Annotated in this window: 8 protein-coding genes, 1 tRNA gene and 1 pseudogene; 4 read left to right on the top strand and 6 right to left on the bottom strand. The window is 74.0% G+C overall.

The genetic code is table 11. The features are described from left to right. Positions 1-244 precede the first annotated feature (244 nt). Positions 245-5,506: a PAS domain-containing protein gene (locus ABZX96_RS09850; protein ID WP_355540739.1), complete on the top strand. Its 5,262-nt coding sequence runs from the start codon at positions 245-247 to the stop codon at positions 5,504-5,506. A gap of 638 nt (positions 5,507-6,144) precedes the next feature. On the opposite strand, the gene ABZX96_RS09845 is transcribed toward ABZX96_RS09850, so the two are convergent. The 6 genes from ABZX96_RS09845 to ABZX96_RS09820 all read right to left on the bottom strand — a co-directional run bounded on the left by ABZX96_RS09845 (position 6,145) and on the right by ABZX96_RS09820 (position 14,263). Next, complete coding sequence (locus ABZX96_RS09845; protein ID WP_355540737.1) at positions 6,145-7,794, bottom strand: long-chain fatty acid--CoA ligase; 1,650 nt, start codon at positions 7,792-7,794, stop codon at positions 6,145-6,147. A gap of 173 nt (positions 7,795-7,967) precedes the next feature. Continuing rightward, a complete protein-coding gene (locus ABZX96_RS09840; protein WP_355540734.1) occupies positions 7,968-8,501 on the bottom strand; it encodes a SigE family RNA polymerase sigma factor in 534 nt (177 codons plus the stop codon). 441 nt (positions 8,502-8,942) lie between these two features. Then, positions 8,943-10,034: a DUF1906 domain-containing protein gene (locus ABZX96_RS09835; RefSeq protein ID WP_355540731.1), complete on the bottom strand. Its 1,092-nt coding sequence runs from the start codon at positions 10,032-10,034 to the stop codon at positions 8,943-8,945. Positions 10,035-11,234: 1,200 nt separating this feature from the next. Beyond that, entirely contained in the window at positions 11,235-11,552 is a 318-nt protein-coding gene (locus ABZX96_RS09830) for a hypothetical protein (protein ID WP_355540728.1), read from the bottom strand. Between the two features lie 940 nt (positions 11,553-12,492). Further along, a tRNA-Ser gene (locus tag ABZX96_RS09825) sits at positions 12,493-12,582 on the bottom strand. Positions 12,583-12,625: 43 nt separating this feature from the next. Then, positions 12,626-14,263 (bottom strand): trypsin-like peptidase domain-containing protein, encoded by a 1,638-nt coding sequence (locus ABZX96_RS09820; RefSeq protein ID WP_355540725.1) that lies wholly within the window; start codon positions 14,261-14,263, stop codon positions 12,626-12,628. A 697-nt stretch (positions 14,264-14,960) separates the two neighbouring features. Between ABZX96_RS09820 and ABZX96_RS09815 the strand changes: the two genes are divergently transcribed. The 3 genes and pseudogenes from ABZX96_RS09815 to ABZX96_RS09805 all read left to right on the top strand — a co-directional run bounded on the left by ABZX96_RS09815 (position 14,961) and on the right by ABZX96_RS09805 (position 16,840). Next, positions 14,961-15,791: a glycerophosphodiester phosphodiesterase gene (locus tag ABZX96_RS09815; RefSeq protein WP_355540722.1), complete on the top strand. Its 831-nt coding sequence runs from the start codon at positions 14,961-14,963 to the stop codon at positions 15,789-15,791. A gap of 53 nt (positions 15,792-15,844) precedes the next feature. Beyond that, a pseudogene (locus ABZX96_RS09810) lies at positions 15,845-16,129 on the top strand (ATP-binding protein); the annotation flags it as partial. 111 nt (positions 16,130-16,240) lie between these two features. Continuing rightward, positions 16,241-16,840, top strand: a complete 600-nt coding sequence (locus ABZX96_RS09805; protein ID WP_355540956.1) for an ATP-binding protein — start codon at positions 16,241-16,243, stop codon at positions 16,838-16,840. Positions 16,841-17,151: the final 311 nt, after the last annotated feature.

Here is a 17,151-nt window from a genome sequence, read left to right as displayed (position 1 = left end):
CGTCAGGAGACGTGGGGGCGTGGGACGGAGCGCGGTGCGAACGAGCAGGAGGCCGGGAGCAGGGCGAGGAGTGGGGCGGAAGGGCGGAAATGGGGGCGCAGAGGTGCACGGGGGCAGCGCGGGCCCATGGCCGAACCTGGTCCTCATCCGCCTCCGCGCCCCCATCAGGTGCCCGTAGACTCCTTTCCAGTGACCCGCCGCGGCGGTGTCGGCAAGGTGCGGTATCCAGGGAGGAAGCGTCGTCGTGAGCAGCAGGCCATCCCGAGGCGCTGCTCGCCTCGCAGCCATACTCGACGCCCTCCCCGACGCCCTGTTGCTCGTCAACTGCAACGGGACGGTCGTCAACGCGAACTCCATCGCCCTGGAGACCTTCCAGGCCCCCGGCACCGCCCTGGTGGGCCGCGGACTCCTCGACCTGCTGCCGACGTTCGACTCCAAGCGCATCCCCGGTTCGATGCGCCGCCCCGACGAGGCCGACGACCCCGGCACCAGGCCGACGCGGATGATCGCCCGGCGCACCGACGGCACGGAGATGCTCGTCGAGGTCACCAGCGCCAACCTGGAGGACGGCCGCACCCCGTACGAGTCCGCCTTCGAGGCCGCGTACGCCGACCACCGCACCGCCTACACCGGCGACGAGCTGCTGATGCTCGTCGTGCGGGACCTGACCGGCACGCTGGACACCGAGGCCGAACTCGCCCGCCAGCAGCGGCAGACGGAGATGATCCTGCGCGCCGCCGCCGAGGGCGTGGTGGGCGTCGACTCCGAGGGCCGGATCGTCCTCGTCAACCCGTCCGCCGCGCAGATCCTCGGCTACCGGGCCAGCGAGCTCGGCGGCCGGAAGCTGCACCCGCTCATCCACCACTCGCGGCCGGACGGCGCGCCGCTGGCGTGGGACGAGACGCCGCTCGCGGACACCCTCAAGTCCGGGCGCAAGCACCGCGTGCGCAACCAGGCGCTGTGGGCCAAGGACGGCCGCTCGGTCGCCGTCGACCTGACGACCGCGCCGGTGCGCGACGGCGACCAGCTCGTCGGCGCCGTGATGACCTTCACCGACCGCCGCCCGTACGACGCCCTCGCCGCCCGGCACGCCCAGTTGCTGGCCGTGCTGGACCACGCGCTGCGCGGGCCGCTGGAGGAGCTGAAGGCCGAACTCGGCACGCTCGCGGACGACCCTGCGGGTCAGCTCTGGCCCGAGGCGAACCAGATCCTGCGCCACCTCACCGCCGGCTACGGACGGATGACGACGCTGCTCGACAACGTCCTGGACTTCCAGCGCCTGGACGCCGGCGGCGAGCGGTTGCGGCGCGCCAAGGTATCGCTGGAGTCGGTGGTCGCGGCGGGCGTGGACGGCGCGGTCGAGCTGATCGGGCCGGGCCGGGCGCAGTTCGCGGTGCACGCGCCCGAGATGGACGTCGAGGTGGACGCTGAGCGGCTCGCCCAGGCGCTGGCACATCTGATCGCGGACGTGGCGGGTGTGGACGCGACCGGGCGGGCCACCGGGCCCGCCTCCGGGGCGACCGGCCAGGCATCCGGCGGGGTCGGACGAGCCTCCGGTCCGGCCGGCGGCACGGAGGGCGCTCCGGCCGGGGATTCGACGATCGTGGTCGCGGCGGCGCGGCGCGGCGAGGTCGTCCGCATCGAGGTGCGCGGTCCGCACAGTGGGGGCGACCCGGTCCACCAGCCCATCGTGCGCGGCATCGTGCGGCGGCACGGCGGCGTGCTCCAGCCGCACGAGGTGCCGGGCGCGGGCGGCAGCGCGTACGTCCTGGAGGTGCCGGTCGGCGCGGCGGCCGGTCCCGCCGCGGACGACGGGCAGCCGCGCGAGGCGACCGGGAACGAGACGACGGTGATGCCCGCTCCGCGCGAGCGGGCACGCGGCACCCGCCAGGGCGGGGCTGCTGGGGCTTCCGGTCCGGTGGGGGCTTCCGGGGGGGCTGGGGCTACCGGGGCTGCTGGGGCTTTGAGTGGGGTCGGCAGTGCTTCTGCTTCGGGGAGTGCCGGTGGTTCTGGCGGAACCGGTGGTTCTGATGGCTCCGGCGGTTCTGGTGGCTCTGGTGCCGGGCAAGGTGGGCCTGGGCGGGGAGCTGGTGGCTCGGGTTCCTCGTCGGCGGCCGGGAAGGGCGGTACGGACGCGGGTACGGCGGCCGGCCGGGTGCCGGGGGCCCGTACGGGTGCGGCGGATCGCGGGGAGGGGCCTGCTGCTGGGCGTCGGGCGGTCTCCGGGCCGGGGACGGTTTCTGGGCCGGGGGCGGTTTCTGGCCCGGGGACGGCGCCGGGCGGTGCGGATTCTGCGGGTGCTGGCGTTCAGGGTGCTGCCCGGACGTCTCGGCGCGCTTTGGGGGCGCCGGGTGCCGCGGGTGGTCCGGGTGTTCCTGATCCGGGGGTTCCTGGGTCGACCGGGCCGGGGAGCGCCGGTCCTGGTGTGACGGGGCCTGGCGGGGCCGTTCCTGGTGGGGCCGTTCCTGGTGGGGCCGTTCCTGGTGGGAGCGGTGGTCAGGTGCCGGGGGCTCGTCAGGCGCCGCGAGCCGGGGGGCCGTCCGCGGCGACTTCGTACGGAAACGGGGAGGTGGCCGGGGCCGCCCTGGGCACCCGGCCTGGCGCTGCCGGTCAGCCGTCCAACGGCGGGCAGACGGGCGGCGCAGGGCAGACGGGCAACGGGCAACCGGGCATCGGCGGACAGCCGGGCGTCGGTGCTGGCCCGCACGTCTCAGGGCCCGCAGGTGACGGCCGTCAGGCGGGCGTCGGCGGACAGGCAGGCGTCGCCGGACAGCCGGGCGCGCCCGTAGTCGTCGAGCCGGGCGGCGGCAACCAGTCCGGCTCCGGCAACCAGTCCGGTCCCGGCCGTCAGCCCGGCTCCGGCAACCAGCCTGCCCCCGGCAGCGGTGACAACCACCCCGGCGTCACCAGTCGGCCGAGCGCCGTCGCCCCGCAAGGCGCCGGTGACCGGCCGGGTGCGCACGGGCGCGCGGACATCGCCCACCAGCAGGCGGCCGACGGCCGACCTGCGGTCGACGTGCGTCCGGGTGCCGGCACCCACGCCGGTCCCACCGGCCCCGCACCCGAAACCCACCCGGCCCCTGACGGCGTCCCGGCCGCGCCGCCGACCGGCGCCGAGACCGTTGCGCCCACAGGGCGGCGGCGGGCGCGGCCCGAGGCCGAGCCGGACGGGGCGCTGCCCGCGCTGCCCGCCGGGCCCGGTGACGCGGGACAGGGTGCCGTGGCCGGGTCGGCGCCCCAGCCCACCGGCCGACGTGCCCGTAGGGCGCTCGCGGACACGGCCGAGCGGTCGGTGCCCGGCCTGCCCGAGGCGTCCTCCTCGGCACAGTTCCAGCCTCCCTCCCAGTTCCCGGGCCAGATGGAACGGCAGTCCGCGCCCTTCCCTGCCCAAGGCGGGCCGTCCTCCCCGCAGGACCGGCTCCAGCCGTCGGGCCCGCTCCCGGCGCAGGACTGGCCGGCGGACGCGCCCGCGCCGGAGCACGCCTCGGCACCCGTCGGCGGGCGGGCCGCGTTCGCGCTGCCGCCCGCCGCCGCCGACCAGGGGCCGCAGGCCCGTTCCGCGGATCAGGGGGCGCAGGCCCATTCCGTGGGCCAGGGGCCGCAGGCGCGTCCCGCGCTGCCGACGGTCTCCGACCAGTTGCCCGCGCAGGCGTCCGGCGCCGCCGGTACCGGTCGCCGCCGGGCCCGTCGGCCGGTGGCCACCGGCCCGGGCGTCCAGGAACCGCCCGAGGGCGCCCACCCCGACGCGCGTCACATCGGTGCCCAGCGGCAGGCGAACGACGGCGCGGCGCTCGCCCCGAGCTGGTCCGCCGAGCCCGAGCCGACCGGTCGCCGACGCGCCCGTAGGGCCGCGGCCGAGGAGCGCGCGGCGGCGGCGATGGCCGACTCGGAGTCCACGGGCACGTTCGTCGCGGGCCCGGAGGGCCTGGTGGCGTACCCGGCCGCGGCCACGCCGAAGCCCGGGCCCCAGGCCGAGCCTGCGGACGCCCGCCCCGATGAGGCGCGGTCCTCCGGCAGCCACGTACCGCAGACGCACCCCTCCGGCACTCACCTACCGCAGGCGCAGCCCTCCGGCGAGAACGTCGGCAACGGGCAGAGCGTCGGCAACCCCGTCGGCGACGCTCCCGCACCTGTTCCCGCTCCCGCTCCCGACGCGAGCGTCGTCGACGCCGGGCGTGCGGACAACGGTGTCGGTGGCCAGGCGGCGCACGGCCGTCCCCCCGCCGCCGAGGTCGTCCCCGGCGCCCCGGGAACCCTGGGCGCCCCCGAGGGAACCGTCCCCGCCCCCACCGGGCGACGCCGTGGCCGACCCAGCCCCGCGGAAGCCCTCCCCCAGCCGCCGCAGGCACCGGCCGCCCCGGAGGAGGGCGGCCCCGCCGCGGGTCACTCGCACGGCAGGGCCTTCAGCGTGCGCACGCTCGGGCAGGGCGTGCCGTTCGCCCAGCAGCTCACCGACCAGCGGCAGCCCCCGGCTCCGGGCGGCCCGACCCCGCCCGGTGGGGCGCCGGGCGTCCCGGCGGCCGGTTCCGGGCGGCGGCGGAAGCTCGCCACGCCGCCGGAGCCGGACCGTACGGCGCCGGCCGACGCCGAGCCCCGGCCGCAGGCCCCCGCGCCCGCCGTGCCCCCCACGCCCGCGCCGCCGCACCTGCTCGGTTCGCCGGAGGGGCGCGCGTACGCCATCTCCGCGCCGGACGAGGGCAGCGAGGGGCCGGAGTTGCTGGACGGGCCGAACGGAGCGGTGGAGGTCACCGACCGCCAGCCGCTGCCGATGGACGACGAACTGCCGCCGGAGCCGCTGGACAACCCGCGGCGCCTGCTCGTCTGGCCCGCCCCGGACCCCTCCACCGAGCAGGCGCTGAACGACCGCGGCTACCGTCCCGTGATCGTCAACTCCCGCGAGGAGGTGGACGCGCAGATCGCCGCGTACCCGGCGGCGCTGTTCGTCGACCCGCTGACCGGGCCGATCACCCGTAAGGCGCTCCAGTCCCTGCGGGAGGCGGCGGTCGCGGCCGAGGTCCCCGTACTGGTCACGGCCGGTCTCGGCCAGGCGACCAGAGAGGCGGCGTACGGCGCCGATCCGGCCGTGCTGCTCAAGGCGCTCGCACCGCGCGACAGCGAGGTGCACCCGCCCCGGGTGCTGCTGATCGAGGAGAACGACGCCATCGCGGGCGCGCTGACCACGTCGCTGGAGCGGCGCGGGATGCAGGTCGCGCGGGCGGCCTCGGACGCCGACGCCATCGCGCCGGCCGCGCAGACGCGCCCCAACCTGGTGGTGATGGACCTGACGCAGGTACGCCGCCGCCGGGCCGGGATCGTGGACTGGCTACGCGCCAACGGCCTGCTCAACCGCACCCCGCTCGTCGTCTACACCTCGGCCGACCTGGACCCGGCCCAGCTGCCTCGGCTGGCCTCCGGCGAGACGGTGCTGTTCCTGGCGGAGCGCTCGACCAGCGCGGACGTGCAGTCGCGGATCGTGGACCTGCTCGCCAAGATCGGGACGAACTGAGGGAGCCCTTTGTCGGCCGGAGGTGCCCTCGACGGCCTGCGGTGCCCTTCGGGCTGCCCGGGGTACCCGACGACGGCCCGAGGGGGCGCCTCAGCGGCCCGAAGGCTACGGGCGGGTCCTGTCGTCGGCGCGTTCTTGGGGGATGCGGTGGGCCATAGACACTGTCTATGGCCCCCGTCGCCGACGCGTCTCCAGGGGGTGTGGTCGGCCGTAGACACTGTCCACCACCCGGTCGCCGACGCGCCTCCAGGCGGCGCGGTCGCCTGTAGACACTGTCCACCGCCCCGTCGCCGACGCGCCTCCAGAGGGTGCGGCCAGCCATGGACACGCCCAGCCACACCCCCACCTTCAGCGCGCCCCTAGGCAGTGCGGTGAGCCGTAGACATCGTCTACGCCCCGGTCGCCGACGCACCTCCAGGCGGCGCGGTCGCCCGTAGACGCCGTCTACCGCCCCCATCTGCAGCGCGCCTCCAGGCGGCCCGGTCGCCCGTAGACGCTGTCTACCCCGCCCCCGTCATCGGCGCGCCTCCAGGCGTTCCAGAAGGCGCGCCAGACCGTAGACACTGTCCACCACTCCCCCTCAGAACGTCGTCAGCCTCTCGGCCCCCGGCATCGGCCGGCATCCCCCGCAGGCCCCCTCACTCCACCCGCGTCACCTCCAGCTCCCCTTCGGCGTACTGCCCCCGCAGGACCTTCTTGTCGAACTTGCCGACGCTCGTCTTCGGCACCGCCGGGATCGCCGTCCACCGTTCCGGGAGCTGCCAGCGCGCGACCCGTTCGGCCAGGAAGGAGCGAAGGTCCGCGAAGGCCGGCCGCGCGCCCTCGCGCAGCACCACGGCCGCCAGCGGGCGCTCGCCCCACTTCTCGTCGGGCACGGCCACCACGGCGGCCTCCGCGACGTCCGGGTGCGCCATCAGGTGGTTCTCCAACTCCAAGGACGAGATCCATTCGCCGCCCGACTTGATGACGTCTTTGACCCGGTCGGTAAGCGTCAGGAAGCCGTCGGGCGTGATGGTGCCGACGTCCCCGGTGCGCAGCCAGCCGTCCGGGCTGAACTTGTCCTCTGGGCGGAGCGCGGCGTCCTCGGGCCCGCCGTAGTAGGCGCCCGCGATCCACGGGCCGCGTACCTCCAGTTCGCCCGCGGACCGTCCGTCCCAGGGCAGCGCCGTACCGTCCGGGCCGACGATGCGCGCCTCGACCGAGCAGGGAAAGCGCCCTTGGGTGGCCCGGTAGGCCCACTCCTCCTCGTCGCTGACTCCGGCGGGCGGGTGCGAGACCGAGCCCAGCGGGGAGGTCTCCGTCATGCCCCAGGCGTGGACGACGCGGATGCCGTGCCGTTCCTCGAACGCCCGCATGAGCGACGGCGGGCAGGCGGCGCCCCCGATGACGGCGGTGCCGAGGCTGGAGACGTCCCGCTCGGTCGCGTCCAGCTCCCCGAGCAGGCCCTGCCAGATGGTCGGCACTGCCGCCGCGACGGTGGGCCGCACGCTCTCGATCATGTCGGCGAGCGGTGCGGGCTGGAGGAACCGGTCGGGCATCAGCAGTGACGCGCCCGACATGAAGGCGGCGTGCGGCAGCCCCCAGGCGTTGACGTGGAACATCGGCACCACGGGGAGCGCCGTGTCCCTAGGGGAGAGCGCGAACGCCTCGGCGCTGTTGACCTGGAGGCAGTGCAGGTAGATCGAACGGTGGCTGTAGACCACGCCTTTGGGGTCGCCGGTCGTCCCTGAGGTGTAACAGAGCATCGCCCCGGCCCGTTCGTCCAGTTCGGGCCACGCGTACTGCTCCGGACGCCCGTCGAGCAGCGCCTCGTACTCGTGTACCTGCGCGCGACAGCCTGCCAGCACGGAACGGTCCCCCGGCCCCGCCACCACGACGTGCTCCACGTCCGGCAGGTGGGGCAGCAGCGGCGCGAGCAGCGGCAGCAGCGTGCCGTTGACGAGGATGACCCGGTCCTGCGCGTGCCGGACGATCCAGGCCAGTTGCTCGGCCGGGAGCCGGAGGTTGAGGGTGTGCAGCACCGCGCCCATGGCGGGCACCGCCAGGTACGCCTCCAGGTGCTCGGCGTTGTTCCACATCAGTGACCCGGTCGCACTCCCCTCGCGCACGCCCAGCTCGCGCAGCGCGTGCGCGAGTCGCGCGGCGCGGGCGCCGATCTCGGCGAAGGTGCGGCGGTGTGGCTCGGGCTCCCCGGTCCAGGTGGTGACGACCGCCCCGCCGTGCACCCGGGCTCCGTGCTCCAGGATGCGGGTCACTGTCAGCGGTACGTCCTGCATCGTGCTCAGCACCAGGGGCCTCCCGAAGGACTGGTTACGTGCCAGTAATGTGCCGCCGATTCTGCTGACGTACCGGGGGTATGTCACTAGGCCCGTCAACAAGGGCAGCCGGTGGCGACCGCTTCAGGAGTGTTCTGGGCCGATGGCCCTGACCAGAGGTTTTCGGGGACCCGGCTCTCGTTCCGTCACGCCGCCACGGACAGCTCCGGGTCCTCGCGCAGCTTGGCCAGGGCCCGGGAGACGGCGCTCTTGACCGTGCCGATCGAGACGTTCAGCACCTCGGCGGTCTGGGCCTCGCTCAGGTCCTCGTAGTACCGCAGGACGACCATGGCCCGCTGGCGGTCGGGCAGCCGCAGGACGGCGCGCCACATCGCGTCGCGCAGCGCCTGGGACTCGGCCGGGTCCGGGGCCGGGGTCGGGTCCGGCTCGGGGAGTTCGTCGCAGGGGTACTCGTCGACCTTGCGCTTGCGCCACTGCGACGTGCGCGTGTTCACCAGGGCGCGGCGCACATAGCCGTCCAGCGCCCGCTGGTCCTCGATGCGCTCCCACGCCACGAACGTCTTCGCCAGTGCGGTCTGCAGCAGGTCCTCGGCGTCGTTCGGGTTCGCGGTGAGCGAGCGGGCGGCCCGCAGCAACACGGGGCCCCGGGCCCGTACGTACGACGAGAACGACGGGAACACAGCAGCCGTCGCGGCGCTTGTGCACACTGGCGTGGTCATGTGCCAACGCTAGAAGCGAGAGGCACCACCACGGATCGGCCCGAAGTGCCGACCATGCATCCGTCTCAGGTTGTAGGGGTAGGGCTTGCTGCACCTTCTCAGGACGTACGGGGCGGTCACCGGGCTCAGGGTCTTACGTCGGTCTTTCGGGCGGTCGTCCGGCGGTCTTTGGGGTGGTCGTCCGCCGGTCTTTCGGGCGGTTGTCCGGCAGCCTTTCGGTCAGTCGTCCGGCGGTTCGGCGCCGACGGGGGCCGAGCGGGACTGAGCGGGACGAGTTGCCTTGCGGTGCCGCCTCCCGGTGATGCCTTGCGGTGACGCCTTGCACTGATGCCTTGCGCTGACGAGGACAGGGACGAGGACGAGGACGGCGGGGACCGGGACGGTCATGAGGCCAGGTGCCCCGGTGGCCCCCTCCGCGTCCGCCCCGGTGGGTGCCCGCCGCTATCTGATCCACGCCACCGGGGCGTCCACCCTGTTGCGGTCGATCTTCAGGGCGTGCCCGCCGTGCGTCTCCCGGACGTTGCCCGCGTACTGGTGGATACGCCGATGCGGGTGCCAGGCGCGACGGGACAGCGCCGCCTCGCCGTACAGGGCCGGCCGCCCGGACCAGCGCGCGAACCACATCACCGTCGGCAGATCCGGCACCCCGGCCGCCCGGGCCCGGTCCACCTGGCGCACCCCCGAACCCGTACTGCCGTAGAACCCGGCCAGATAGCCGTGCCGGCGCACCTCGCGGCTCCACGCCCGGATGTAGCGCAGCGTCGTACGGCCGCAGGCGGTGGCGCCCGGCCGGTACGCCTCGATGTCCAGGTAAAGCGGGCTGACCGGGGCGATGCCGAGCCGCCGCGCGCTGCGCACCGCGTCCCGCCCCTCGGCGACACCCTGCTCCCAGGGGTGGTCCCCGATCGTGAACCGCCGCCGGTGCTTCCCGACGACGCAGGGCGGCTGCGAGCCGACGTAGACGGGCAGCACGCCCCAGCCCAGGCGGTCCGTGGCCCGCAGCCAGTCGGGGGTGAGGTTGGGCTGCTGCCGGCAGTACCGGCCGCGCCCGCCGAAGTAGACGCCGATGGCCCGGTACTTGGCGTCCTGCCAGGCGCGCAGCGTCTCCTGTGACGGCGCGTTGCAGGTGTCCAGGGCCCAGCCGTCGAAGACCCTCGGCGTCCGTTGGTCCGTCGTCGGCTGGAGGGGCTGGGGCGTGGGCGTGGGCTGGGAGGGCGGAGGAGTGGCCGTCGGCTGGGAGGGGGGTGGGTAGGTGGGGGGTGGGGTGGGGTTCGTCGGGCTCGTTTGGCTCGGTTGGCTTGTTTGGTCCGGCTGCGTCGGTTGGTTCGTGGTGGGGGCGGGGCGATCAGGGCGGGGTGGTCGCCCGGTGAGGCCGGTGAGGTTGAGCAGGCCGGTGGGATCGGTGTGCCCGGAGAACAGGAACGGGAGCCGCGAGAACAGGGAGTCGGACGTATCCGGCCCGTCCCCCGGGTCGGCGGCGCGGGGAGCGGCGACCGGGAGGGCGTCGGGCTCCATATGGGAAGCCGTCGTCATACGCGTACGAGGGGTGAGGCCTGAGCCCCCTGGCCCTGCGGGCCCCATGGCTTGCGTACGGACGGCCTGCGTGCGGATGGCCTGCGTACGGACAGTGGAAGGCACGGAAGGCACGGAAGGCACGGAACGCTCGGAAGGCGCGCGGATCGCGACATCCGTGGGCCGCGCCCTGCCTCCCGCATCCGTGGGCTGTGTACGGGCCAGGAGACCCGCGCCGGAGAACGCCGGGGCCATCGGCACAGTGGACGGCAGGCTCGCCACGGAACGCGAACGAGCCCTGTCCTCCCCGCCGTCCATTGCGTTCGGCCCGCCGTCCATGGCGTTCGGCCCGCGCGCAGGCCCGGCTCGCCCCTCTGGCATGGGGCTGTGGCCGGTCGCCGGTGCGTATCCCCGCCCCGGACCGTCCGGACGTCGCTCCACCGTCGACGCCGTGGCGCCGGGCCCGGTCGCGGCCGTCAGCGCGATCAGGACGGTGGCCAGCAACAGGCCCGTTGGGATCATCCGCTTTGTCGATCGCATACGGCGAGTGAAAGCGCCATACGGGCACGAAACGGGGCGGACACGCCCGCACCCGGGCGCTTTCAGCCGTCTGCCCGCAGGCAGAACCGATGGAATGCCCTGGGAGAACCTGTCCTCTGCGCTGATGCGGAGCCGAGTGGGTGTTGGTGGGATCGGTGGGATCGACCGGCTGGACACCTCCAGGGAGCGACGGGTGGTCGAGGAACCAAAGGGAGAGCTACCGGCACCCCCGCATCAGGGGCCGGGCTCGCGGGCCGGGCTCGCGGGCCAGGAACGAAGCCGGACCAGAAGCGGCGACAGAAGCTGGGCCCGAAACGGAATCAGTGACCCCGTACCCCAGCCGCCCCATGAGGCCGGGCCGAGAGCACCCAGGCCCCGCCCCCTAGGCCATCCGGCGGCATATCCCCGTACGGGACAACACCTACGGAAGGACCGAGAGACATCCCCTACGGGACAAGCCCCCTACGGGCAGCCCCCAAGTCCCCTACTGGCGCGGCCCACAAGACCCACCAGACCCACAAGGTCTCCGCGTCCCCAAGCGCACCACAGGAGACGAAACACCCCTACGGGAAACGGACCGGCTCGCACGGCGAAGAGGATCCCTGACCAACCGCCAGGAACCCTCTCGCCGTAAAGGTCGGCACCTGAACCTCCCGGGTTCAGAGCCTGTTCGCCGGGGTGTCAGTCGTTGTCCACCGAGACCTGGGTGAAGTTGATCTCCCACTTGCTCTGGTCGACGTAAGCGCTGCTGTTGTCGGCGGCGTTGGCGGACGTGTGGGTGTTCTTCGCACCTGGCCCGTTGGCGACCTGCTGCGTGGTCTCGTTGTTGCCGATGTTGTCGTCTCCGACGCCGGAGTCCTTCAGGGCTGACGTCACCGCGTTCGACAGGTCGTCCGCGTAGCCGCCGTTGTCGGCCTGAGCCACGCCGGTGAAGCAGGCCGCCGCGAGAGGCAGCGCCGCCAGGGCGGCGGCGACTCGGGCGGTACGGATGCTTGCCATGTCTTTCCTCCTACGGAACACACCGCTGTGGTGTGTGAGAACTGCTGGGGGTCGCAGGACAGTTGGCCAATCGTTCCTGCAGTGGCTTCACGACGTCGCGAAATGAAAGATGCCCGCCCAAACCATGCCGATATCGTGCAGAACCGGCTTTCCCTCGTAAGTATGAATAATTGCCTGTAAACATCTTTCGAGCGAACATCCCTCGCCCCCCGCGCGCCTCGTTGGCACCCACCGGATCCCGTTCATGATCAAGCACCGCCACGAAGTGTTCCGCCTCCGGCGCCCGCCCACGACCGCTCCACCCGCCGCCACCGTCCGCCCGCACCCTCAGGACGATCTCCCTACGGGCTCCGCCCCATCCCCTAAGGGCTCGCCCCGCCCAAGTCCCCACCCCCGCAGGGCGACAAGAGCGCTCCGGGGCCCTCCACCCCACCACCCCGAACGCGGTCGGTCCGCCGCACCCCGGGCACCCAGGCCCCCGCCGCCGTCCCGCACTCCCCTTACCGGGACACCGCGCCGTCGGCCATTTGCCATGGCGAACCGCGGGCAACTGCTTCCGTCCACGGGACAGCGCGCCATAGAGGTGGAGACGGTCTCAGGCGCCCGGCTCCGGGCGGCCGGGTCGGATCGGACGGCAGCCGGTCTCCGGGCAGCCGGGTCGGATCGGACGGCAGCCGGTCTCCGGGCAGCCGGGTCGGATCGGACGGCAGCCGGTCTCCGGGCGGCCGGGGCCGCCTTCCGAGACGCCCGGCCCGTCCCCCGCCCGTTCCCCAGCCCCAGGCTCGGGCCCCGGCTCCCCCAAGACACCGGACACGGACTCGCGCGGGCCACACCACCACGCCCGGAAGGGCCATCACCGCCCCGCCCCCGGAAACACCGGCACACAAGAAGGAAGGGCGCCCGGGATACCCCGGACGCCCTTCCTCTCGGCCTACGGCCCTGGCGGAGGCTGTGGGATTTGAACCCACGGTGACGTTGCCGCCACGACAGTTTTCAAGACTGTTCCCTTAGGCCGCTCGGGCAAGCCTCCTCGCGCCGCCGCTCGGCGGTGGCGCGAGGATCAGACTAGCGCGTCAGCTGTCACCCGTGCGCTGGCCCAGGGTGACCTGTGCCGTGTGCTCCTTGCCGCCGCGCTTGTACGTCAGGGTCACCCGGTCGCCCGGCCGGTGCTGCCAGATCTCGCTGATCAGCGTCGGACCGCTGTCGATCACGGTGTCGTCCAGCTTGACGATGGTGTCGCCGGGCTTGAGGCCCGCCTTGTCGGCCGGGCCGCCCTGGGTGACGGGCTCGGAACCGTCGTTCCCGGACTGGGCGATCGTCGCGCCCTGCCCGGTGTCCCGCATGCCGACCTGTACGCCGATCTGCGGATAGACCGGCTGACCGGTCTTGATCAGGTCGACCGCGACCCGCCGGGCCTGGTCGATGGGGATGGCGAAGCCGAGGCCGATGCTGCCGGACTGGCCGCTCTCGCCGCCGAAACCGCCGCCGTTGCCCGCCGACTGGATCGCGGAGTTGATGCCGATGACGTTGCCGCTGGCGTCCATCAGCGGGCCGCCGGAGTTGCCGGGGTTGATGGAGGCGTCCGTCTGCAGCGCGCTCATGTAGGAGGCGCCGCTGCCGCCGCCGTCACTGGAGGCCACCGGCCGGTTCTTGGCGCTGACGATGCCGGTCGTGACCGTTCCGGACAGCCCGAAGGGGGCGCCGATCGCGATCGTGGCGTCGCCGACCTGCACGTTCGCGGACTTGCCCAGGGGGAGCGGGGCGAGGTGCGCGTCCGAGGCGTCCTTGAGCTTGATGACGGCGACGTCGTAGCCCTGCGCCCGGCCCACGACCTCGGCATCGTACTTCTTGCCGTTGGAGAACGTCGCGGTCAGCCGGCCGCCGTCGGCGGCGCTGGCGACGACGTGGTTGTTGGTGAGGATGTGGCCCTGCTTGTCGTAGACGAAGCCGGTGCCGGTGCCGCCGTCGCCGCCGGAGCCCTGGGCCTCGATCGTCACGACGCTGGGCAGGGCCTTCTGCGCTATGCCGGCGACCGAGGTCGGCTTGCGGTTGAGCGCCTCGGGGTCGCCGGAGGCGCTGACGGTGGTGGAGGAGGCGTCGCTGCGCCCCGCCGCCCAGAAACCGATGCCACCGCCGACGCCGCCCGCCACCAGCGCGGCCACCAGCACGGCGGCGACCAGGCCGCCGCGGCCCTTGCGCCGGGGGGCGGGCGCGCCGGGCGCTCCCCACACGTCGCCGCCGTAGCCGGGCGGCGGGGTGGGGCCGCCCCAGCCGCCGGACGCTCCGTGGCCCGCCGTTCCGTACGGGGGCGGGACGGGCGGTGCGGCGGGGGCCCCGCTCTCGGGGTGGGCCGGGCCCCAGCCCTGCTGACCGGGGGGCGTTCCGCCGGACGGGTGGCCGCCGTGGGGTGCGCCGGGTGCCGGGTGGGGCTCCCCGGGGGCTCCCGATGCGGCGCCGGGGGCCCCATGGGCGGCGCTCGGGGCCTCATGGCCGGTGCCTGCGGCCCCGTGGCCGGCGTCGGAGGGGGCGGGGCCCGCCGCAGGGGCCGGTGCGGGGTCCGGCGCCGTCGGCGCGGGGCCGGGTGCCGGGGGTGCGGCGGGCGGGGCGGGCGGAGTGGGGGCGCCGGACTCGGGTGCGCGGTCCGGCACCGGGGGCGCCGCCGGCGGCTTGGCCTCCTGCGGGACGGCGGCGCCCTCGTTCTCGGTGCTCACGGCTCTCTCCTCCAGCTGTACGACGGTGCCGGCCCTCGTGCTGCCCGGCCCCCACGGTCACGGTGCGGGCCCGGGCTCCGGGCACGGATGGCGACATGGTCAGCCTTTCCCACGGCGCGTCAGAGCACCGTAAGCCGAGGCTATGACTGTCCCCTCATCCTTTATGCCGGACAAAAGCGACGCATCCGGTGACAAGCCGCACCAGGTGGTGACCGGCACATCCGCCCGACCGTGACCGCGCCACTGCCCACGCTCGCCCGGACCCGCGCGGAAGGCAAGGGACGACGACCCGGAGGGGTTCGCCCCGACAGGGATTCCCCGGAGGGGTACGCCCTGACGGAGATTCCCCGGAGGGGTTTGCCCCGACGGAGATTCCCCGGAGGGGTTCGCCCCCACAGGGACATCCCGTAGGGGCCCTTGGTGGAGACGGCCCCGGAGGTCCCGTAAGGGGCTTCCCGGAGCCCCGACGCCCCGTAAAAGGCTTCCGGAGCCGACGCCCCTAGAGGGCTTCCAAACGGGCCCAGATACCGGAGCGCCAGGCCCCGTCCCGTAAGGCGCTCCCCGCGCGAGCACCCCGGCGAACGGCGCCGCACGGCTCCCGGCACGGCACGCCGCGGCCCGGCCCTGCCCGGCCCGGCACCCCGTACGACATGTCCCACAAAGGGTGCGCGGGCGCGAGCGGTGGCACGATGACGCGATGACCACCGCACACCGGGCCGTCCCCGACGGGACACCCGCCATTTCCGTCGTCGCCCATCGCGGCGCGTCCGAGGACGCCCCGGAGCACACCCTGGCCGCCTACCGCAAGGCGATCGAGGACGGGGCGGACGCGTTGGAATGCGATGTGCGGCTCACCGCCGACGGGCATCTCGTGTGCGTCCACGATCGCCGGGTCAACCGCACCTCCAACGGGCGCGGCGCCGTCTCCGCCCTGGAACTGGCCGATCTGGCGGCCCTGGACTTCGGCTCCTGGAAGGGGGACGAGGACGCGGAGGCCCCCGACCGCCAGCACGAGGACCCGGAGCGGACGTCCGTCCTGACGCTGGAGCGGCTCCTGGAGCTCGTCGCGGACGCCGGCCGCCGCGTCGAGCTGGCGATCGAGACCAAGCACCCCACTCGCTGGGCGGGCCAGGTCGAGGAACGGCTGGTCGACCTACTGGCGAGATTCGGCCACACGAAATCCGCCGCCGATGCGCCACCGGCCGTGCGGGTCATGAGTTTCTCGGCCCGTTCGCTGTATCGCGTAAGGGCGGCGGCTCCGGACATTCCCGGTGTCTATCTGATGCAGTTCCTCACCCCTCGTTACCGCGACGGCCGGCTTCCGACCGGGGTCCGCATCGCCGGCCCCGGTGTCCGGATTCTGCGCGCCCATCCCGAGTACGTCGCCAAGGCCCACAAGGCCGGGCACCAGGTGCACGTCTGGACCGTGAACGATGAGGCGGATGTCGCCTTGTGCCAACGGCTGGGAGTAGACGCAATCATTACTAATCGCCCGAAAAAGGTACTTAACCAGCTTCGCGCACACTGAAGACCATTACAGGGAGTGCACCGGCGCATTCGGCACGTATTTGATCGTTCCGAGTGCGTCACTACGCGAGGATTGGCCGGTTTCCGGTCCAGTCCATTGGGGCATTCATCCCGTGGCGTGGGGCAAAGGAGGTCTCGGGGGTGGCGTTGGTGGTGGCACAGGAGGTGCCGACGTCGTCGATCATGGCCGTACCCCATGGTCCGGAGGGCGTGGGCGCGGCACGACGGCGCATGCGGGCAGAACTGCTGACAAGTGGGGTTCAGGACACAGTCGTCGACGACGCGGTCCTCATTCTTTCCGAATTGCTGAGCAATTCCTTTCGTCATGCCCGACCGGTTTGTGTACTGGGCGCGGACGCGAGGCAATCCAGGACGGCCCCCGGGCCCTTTCCGGACGGACGTTCCGCGGCAGCCGACGGCGGAGCGCAGGGGGGCAACACGAGCAACGGCGTGGCAAGAGCCGGCGTACGCGGCCTGATGCACGCCGTCCCGGACGACGCGCGTCCGGGACCGAATTCCCTACGGGCCGCGCCGGAGGCGGCGGGGCGGATGAGCGTCAGCCCGGAACCCGTAGGGGCAGTCGTCGGAGACGGCCCGGGAGCCGCCCTGGGACCCGGCCCCCTAGGGGGAGCCGCCGTCGCGCAGCCCGTAGGGGACGCCCCGGAGACGGGCGCGCCGGGGACGGCGGAACCCGATGCCGTCTGGGCCGCGTGGCGGGTTGACGCGCATAGACAACTGACGATCTCGGTCACCGACGGGGGCGGCCCGACCCGTCCGCAGCCCGCCACGCCCTCCATCACCGCCCACGGCGGCCGGGGGCTGGCCATCATCCGGACGCTGGCCAAGGACTGGGGGGTGCGGGACGAGGAGCCGGGCGAGGTGACCGTCTGGGCGGTCCTCGCCCTGCCGGACGCCTACGCCGCACGCGGGGACCGGACGCCGCACCGGACCAACGGCACCGCGCTGCCACCCGGTCTCGCCCCCGCCCTGTCCCCGGACCTGGCCTTCGCCGACCTGGACGAACCGGCGCAACTGGACGAACCGGCGTAACTGGACGAACCGGCGTGAGCGGACGAGCGCCCGCCCTCGGTGCGGCGCACGGCCCGCCCTGATCCGATCGTCCGCGGTGCCGGGCCCGCCCCGGCGCCCCGGCCGTCCGCGGTGCCGGGCCCGCCCCGGCGCCCCGGCCGCCCCTGCTCCCGGTTCCCCGTGTCCCCTGGCTCCGCCCTCATGACGGAGCCAGGCCCCGGATCCGGGGCCGGTCGCGGACCCGACGGTCACACCCGCGCGCGGCACCCAGGCGGGCTCCCGGCGGCGCGCTCCGCGTGCGCGGCGGATCGGGCTAGGCTCGCGCCCAACGC

It is taken from the genome of Streptomyces sp. NPDC003077 (genome assembly GCF_040611095.1).
Taxonomy (GTDB): domain Bacteria; phylum Actinomycetota; class Actinomycetes; order Streptomycetales; family Streptomycetaceae; genus Streptomyces.
This window is presented reverse-complemented; position numbering and strand designations above follow the sequence as displayed.

What these genes read in the sequence shown, in the direction of transcription:
- ABZX96_RS09840 (WP_355540734.1), bottom strand. Translation starts at nt 8,501, where the DNA reads ATGACCACGCCAGTGTGCACAAGCGCCGCGACGGCTGCTGTGTTCCCG.
- ABZX96_RS09835 (WP_355540731.1), bottom strand. Translation starts at nt 10,034, where the DNA reads ATGACGACGGCTTCCCATATGGAGCCCGACGCCCTCCCGGTCGCCGCT.
- ABZX96_RS09830 (WP_355540728.1), bottom strand. Translation starts at nt 11,552, where the DNA reads ATGGCAAGCATCCGTACCGCCCGAGTCGCCGCCGCCCTGGCGGCGCTG.
- ABZX96_RS09815 (WP_355540722.1), top strand. Translation starts at nt 14,961, where the DNA reads ATGACCACCGCACACCGGGCCGTCCCCGACGGGACACCCGCCATTTCC.